We start from the raw sequence: 5,664 nt of genomic DNA, 5'->3' as shown, positions 1-5,664 counted from the left end.
CGGGCACCCCCATGAAGGAGATCGCGGTCGACACCGTGTTCATCGGCTCGTGCACCAACAGCCGGGTCGAGGACCTGCGGGCCGCCGCGGAGATCGTCCGCGGCCGCACCAAGGCCGAGGGCGTCCGCGTCATGGTCGTCCCCGGCAGCGCGCGCGTGCGGCTCGAGGCCGAGGCCGAGGGCATCGACAAGGTCTTCACCGACTTCGGCGCCGAGTGGCGCTTCGCCGGCTGCTCCATGTGCCTCGGGATGAACCCCGACCAGCTCGCTCCCGGAGAGCGCTGCGCCTCCACCAGCAACCGCAACTTCGAGGGCCGCCAGGGCAAGGGCGGGCGCACGCACCTCGTGTCGCCGCTCGTCGCCGCGGCCACCGCGATCCGCGGCACGCTCTCGAGCCCGTGGGACCTGCAGGAGGACGGCGTCGTCGACGCCGAGTCGATCCGCCAGGCCGCCGCCGTCGGACAGGGGGCCTGAGCATGGAGAAGGTCAGCATCGTCACCGGCACGGCCGTGCCGCTGAAGCGGTCGAACGTCGACACCGACCAGATCATCCCCGCGCAGTTCCTGAAGCGCGTCACGAAGACCGGGTTCGAGGACGCGCTGTTCCACCAGTGGCGCCAGGACCCCGCCTTCTTCATCAACCAGCCGGTCTACGAGGGCGCCACCGTCCTCGTCGCCGGTCCGGACTTCGGCACCGGCTCCTCGCGCGAGCACGCCGTGTGGGCGCTGCGCGACTACGGCTTCCGGGCCGTGCTCAGCCCGAGGTTCGGCGACATCTTCCGGGGCAACTCGGGGAAGCAGGGCCTCCTCACGGGACTCGTGAGCGAGGACGACGTCGAGAGGCTGTGGGCCGCGATGGACGCGGAGCCCGGGCTCGACCTCACCGTCGATCTCGTCGAGCGGGTCGCCACGGCGCCCGGCCTGACGGTCCCGTTCGAGATCGACGAATACACTCGGTGGCGGCTCCTCGAGGGGCTCGACGACATCGCCCTCACCCTCCGGGACGAGGACGCCATCACCACCTTCGAATCACGACGGGCCTCATGGCGCCCGCGCACCTTGCCGGCCCGGCCGGCAGCTCTGGAGAACTGAATGAACTCACTAGTCAGCGACGCCAAGAAGGCGGGGGAGCGGGTGGGCCTCCTGTCCGACTCCATCGTGATCAACGGCGGCATCCCGCTGCGCGGCCGCATCGAGGTCCGCGGGGCGAAGAACCTGGCCACCAAGGCCATGGTCGCCTCGCTGCTGGGCGAGACGCCCAGCCTCCTGCGCTCGGTCCCCGACATCAGCGACGTCCGCGTCGTCTCCGGGCTCCTCGAGGTCCACGGCGTCACCCTCCGCAAGGGCGAGCAGGAGGGCGACCTCATCCTCGACCCGAAGGACGTCGAGAGCGCCCACATGGCCGACATCGACGCCCACGCCGGCAGCTCCCGCATCCCGATCCTCTTCTGCGGGCCGCTGCTGCACCGCCTCGGCGAGGCCTTCATCCCCGACCTCGGCGGCTGCCGCATCGGCGACCGCCCCATCGACTTCCACCTCGACGCGCTCCGGGCCTTCGGCGCCGTCGTGGAGAAGCTCCCGAGCGGCATCCGGCTCACCGCGCCGGACGGGCTGACGGGCGCGAACGTCGAGCTGCCCTACCCGAGCGTCGGCGCGACCGAGCAGGTGCTCCTCACGGGCGTCCGCGCGAAGGGCGTCACCGAGCTGAAGAACGCGGCCATCGAGCCCGAGATCATGGACCTGATCGCGATCCTCCAGAAGATGGGCGCGATCATCTCCGTCGAGCCGAACCGCGTCATCCTCATCGAGGGCGTCGACCGGCTCGAGGGCTACACGCACCGGGCGCTCTTCGACCGCAACGAGGCCGCGAGCTGGGCCTCCGCCGCGCTGGCGACCGGCGGCGACATCTTCGTCGGCGGCGTCCGCCAGGCCGAGATGATGACGTTCCTCAACGTGTTCCGGAAGGTCGGCGGCGCGTTCGACATCGAGGAGGACGGCATCCGGTTCTACCACCCGGGCGGCGACCTCAAGCCCGTGGTCATCGAGACCGACGTGCACCCCGGCTTCATGACCGACTGGCAGCAGCCCCTCGTCGTGGCCCTCACGCAGGCGCCCGGCGTCTCGATCATCCACGAGACCGTGTACGAGAACCGCTTCGGCTTCACGGACGCGCTCAACGAGATGGGCGCGGACATCGTGGTGCACAAGGAGGGCCTCGAGGGCCACGAGCGCCGCGTGGCGCGTCGCGACTTCGAGCAGGCCGCCGTCATCACGGGGCCGACGCACCTGCACGGTGCCGACATCACGGTGCCCGACCTGCGGGGCGGGTTCAGCCACCTCATCGCCGCGCTCACGGCGGAGGGCCGGTCCACGGTCAGCAACGTCGGGATCATCTCCCGCGGCTACGAGGACTTCATCGGGAAGCTGCGCCAGCTCGGCGCCGACTTCTCCTACGAGGGATAGCACCACCGGGCGGCGCCCGCGCCGCCCACGCCGCCCGGACGCGTCCCCGGACGCGCCCGGCACGCCGCCTGGGCGGATCAGGCGGACGACGAGGACGACGACCGGCACGGGACTGGAGACGCCATGGCGAACGAGAAGGCCCGACCGTCGATCTTCTGGGTGCTGGCCGCCCTCGTGCTGCCGGTGCTCAACATGGCGGTGCGGTTCGAGATCCGGAATCCCGAGCGGCTCCCGCGCACCGGCTCCTACGTGCTCGCGCCCAACCACTACAGCGAGATCGACCCCGTCGTGATGGGCGCGGTCGCGTGGAAGCTCGGGCGCCTGCCCCGCTTCCTCGCCAAGGCCTCGCTCTTCGAGGTGCCCGTCGTCGGCTGGTTCCTCCGCCGCTCCGGGCAGATCCCCGTGCAGCGCGACGGCGGGGTCCGCGGCGGCCAGGCCATCTCCCAGGCCACCGAGCTGGCGCGCGACGGCCGCATCGTCGTCGTCTACCCCGAGGGCACCCTCACGCGGGACCCCGACCTCTGGCCCATGCGCGGAAAGACCGGCGCCGTGCGCCTCGCGCTGCAGTCCGGCATCCCCGTGATCCCCGCCGCGCACTGGGGCACGCAGCAGCTGATGGGCCGCTACTCGAAGCGCGTGCGCCTGTTCCCGCGGAGCACGATCCACGTCGTCATCGGCGAGCCCGTCGACCTCGCGCGCTTCCGCGACCGGAGCCTCGACTCCGCCACCCTGACCGAGGCGACCGCCGTCGTCATGGCCGCCATCACGGAGCTCGTGGAGGAGCTGCGCGGCGAGACCGCCCCCACCGAGCGCTGGGACCCCCGCTCGAGGAACCAGAAGGAGACCGGCCGTTTTGAGTGACGCGACCGCGAGCCCCGCGACCGACCCCCGCACCGACCCGGGTGCCGACGCCCTCGAGGAGCGGCGCCGCATCGTCATCCTCGGCGCCGGCAGCTGGGGGACCACCTTCGCCAAGGTGATGGCCGACGGCGGCAGCGACGTGCTCATGTGGGCCCGCCGGCCCGAGCTCGCCCGCGAGATCACGGAGGCCAAGCGCAACAGCGACTACCTGCCGGGGATCAACCTGCCGCAGCGCCTCACCGCCGACCCGTCGCTGGAGCGCGTGCTCGCGGGGGCGACGGACGTGTTCGTCTCGGTGCCGAGCCAGACGCTCCGGGCGAACCTCGAGGCGGCGCGGGACCTGATCCCGTCCGACGCCGTGGTCGTCAGCCTGATGAAGGGCGTGGAGAAGGGCACAGGGCTCCGGATGAGCGAGGTGATCGCGGAGGTCCTGGGCATCGGCCCCGAGCGCATCGCCGTCGCGTCGGGCCCGAACCTCGCGCTCGAGATCGCCCGCGAGCAGCCGACCGCCGTCGTGGTGTCGTCCGCCGAGCAGGCCACCGCCGAGCGCGTGGCGAAGATCGCCCGCAGCACCTACTTCCGGTCGTTCGTGAACACGGACGTGATCGGCACCGAGTTCGGCGGGGTGCTGAAGAACCTCATCGCCGTCGCGGTCGGCATCGTCGACGGCGTCGGGTACGGCGAGAACACGAAGGCCTCGATCATCACGCGCGGCCTCGCCGAGATGACGGCGTTCTCCGTCGCGTACGGCGCCCGGGCGGAGACGCTCGCGGGCCTGGCGGGTCTCGGAGACCTCATCGCCACGTGCGAGTCGTCGCTGTCCCGCAACAACACCGCGGGGAGGCTCCTCGGCCAGGGCTACAGCTTCACCGACGTGGTCAAGAGCATGCAGCAGACCGCGGAGGGCCTGTCCTCCGTGGCGCCCGTCCTCGAGCTCGCCCGCCAGCGGGGCGTCCTCATGCCCATCGTCGAGCAGGTCCAGCAGGTGCTCGCGGGCACCCTCTCGCCGCGCGACATCGCGCCGCACCTGACCACCGACGACGACACTCCGCAGGGGGAATGACCATGACCGCACGCACCCGCGTCGTCCTCCTCTTCGGCGGGACCTCCAGCGAGCACTCCATCAGCTGCGCCACCGCCAGCGGCGTGCTCGGCGCCATCGACCGCGACCGCTTCGAGGTCATCCCCGTCGGCATCACCCGCGGCGGGGCCTTCACGCTGCAGGCGGACGACGCGCGCGCCTTCGCGCTCGACGCCGAGGCGCTGCCGGAGGTCGTCGACGACGGCTCGCGCGTGCGCTGGCCGGACGACGCCTCGAGCCGCGAGCTGCGCGTGCGGGACGCGGACGGCGGCGAGCGGTCGCTCGGCCCCGTCGACCTCGTCCTCCCCATCCTCCACGGCACGCAGGGCGAGGACGGCACCGTCCAGGGCCTCCTCGAGCTCACGGGCCTGCCCTACGTGGGCTCGGGCGTGCTCGCCTCGGCCCTCGGCATGGACAAGCACTTCGCGAAGACCGTGCTCCGCGCGGCCGGCATCGACGTGGCGCCGTGGATCACGGTGTCCCGCCACGAGTGGGCCGCCGATCCCGAGGGGGTGCGCACGCGCGCCGCCGGTCTGGGCCTTCCCGCCTTCGTGAAGCCCGCGCGGGCGGGGTCCAGCGTGGGCGTCAGCCGCGTGGCGGCGCCCGCCGACCTCGACGCCGCCCTCGCCGTCGCGTTCCGCGAGGACGACCGCGTGCTCGTCGAGACGGGACTCGTCGGCCGCGAGGTCGAGTGCGCCATCCTCGACGAGGGGCCGGGGCGGGAGCCGAGCGCGTCCGTCGCGGGCGAGATCGTCGTCTCCGGCCGCGACTTCTACGACTTCGACGCGAAGTACCTCGGCGCCGACGGCATCGACCTCGTGTGCCCCGCGGACGTCACGGCGGAGGAGCTCGCCCGCATGCAGGAGCTCTCCGTCCGGGCCTTCCGGGCCGTGGACGGCCGGGGGCTCGCGCGCGTGGACTTCTTCCTCACCGCCGACGGGTTCGTGCTCAACGAGATCAACACGATGCCCGGCTTCACGCCCATCTCGATGTTCCCGGCCTGCTGGGAGGCGTCCGGGCTCGCGTACCCGGACCTCATCTCGCGGCTGATCGACGTGGCCCTCGCCTACGAGGCGGATCGCCCCTCCCGCTGACGGTCGGTTCCCTCACCTGAGGAGCCTAGGCTCGGGGCATGCTCGTAGGACGATCCATCGCCCGACCCCGCCTCCACCCCGACGCCCGACCCGGCACGCCGGCGCGCCGCGGGACCGGGGCCCTGGGCGGCGGGTCGGCCGGGCACGGGGCGCCGGACGGCGCGGAC

6 protein-coding genes are annotated in these 5,664 nt (G+C 72.5%); all 6 read left to right on the top strand.

Annotation, left to right across the window (positions count from 1 at the left end):
* On the top strand, positions 1 to 473 hold a 473-nt coding region (locus Q6969_RS12455), incomplete at its 5' end, for an aconitase family protein (RefSeq protein ID WP_317230716.1).
* A gap of 2 nt (positions 474 to 475) precedes the next feature.
* Positions 476 to 1,090 (top strand): 3-isopropylmalate dehydratase small subunit, encoded by a 615-nt coding sequence (gene leuD, locus Q6969_RS12450; RefSeq protein ID WP_094115612.1) that lies wholly within the window; start codon positions 476 to 478, stop codon positions 1,088 to 1,090.
* Complete coding sequence (gene murA, locus Q6969_RS12445; protein ID WP_104289076.1) at positions 1,091 to 2,461, top strand: UDP-N-acetylglucosamine 1-carboxyvinyltransferase; 1,371 nt, start codon at positions 1,091 to 1,093, stop codon at positions 2,459 to 2,461.
* 123 nt (positions 2,462 to 2,584) lie between these two features.
* Entirely contained in the window at positions 2,585 to 3,322 is a 738-nt protein-coding gene (locus tag Q6969_RS12440) for a 1-acyl-sn-glycerol-3-phosphate acyltransferase (protein ID WP_094115613.1), read from the top strand.
* Positions 3,315 to 4,385, top strand: a complete 1,071-nt coding sequence (locus tag Q6969_RS12435; RefSeq protein WP_396335548.1) for an NAD(P)H-dependent glycerol-3-phosphate dehydrogenase — start codon at positions 3,315 to 3,317, stop codon at positions 4,383 to 4,385. Before Q6969_RS12440 ends, Q6969_RS12435 begins: the two co-directional genes overlap by 8 nt.
* Positions 4,386 to 4,387: 2 nt before the next feature.
* Positions 4,388 to 5,497, top strand: a complete 1,110-nt coding sequence (locus Q6969_RS12430) for a D-alanine--D-alanine ligase family protein (protein ID WP_317230715.1) — start codon at positions 4,388 to 4,390, stop codon at positions 5,495 to 5,497.
* The last annotated feature ends 167 nt before the right edge of the window (positions 5,498 to 5,664 follow it).

This window comes from Clavibacter sp. MX14-G9D, from assembly GCF_032917815.1.
GTDB classification, from domain to species: domain Bacteria; phylum Actinomycetota; class Actinomycetes; order Actinomycetales; family Microbacteriaceae; genus Clavibacter; species Clavibacter michiganensis_K.
This window is presented reverse-complemented; position numbering and strand designations above follow the sequence as displayed.

What these genes read in the sequence shown, in the direction of transcription:
- leuD (WP_094115612.1), top strand. Translation starts at nt 476, where the DNA reads ATGGAGAAGGTCAGCATCGTCACCGGCACGGCCGTGCCGCTGAAGCGG.
- murA (WP_104289076.1), top strand. Translation starts at nt 1,091, where the DNA reads ATGAACTCACTAGTCAGCGACGCCAAGAAGGCGGGGGAGCGGGTGGGC.
- Q6969_RS12440 (WP_094115613.1), top strand. Translation starts at nt 2,585, where the DNA reads ATGGCGAACGAGAAGGCCCGACCGTCGATCTTCTGGGTGCTGGCCGCC.
- Q6969_RS12430 (WP_317230715.1), top strand. Translation starts at nt 4,388, where the DNA reads ATGACCGCACGCACCCGCGTCGTCCTCCTCTTCGGCGGGACCTCCAGC.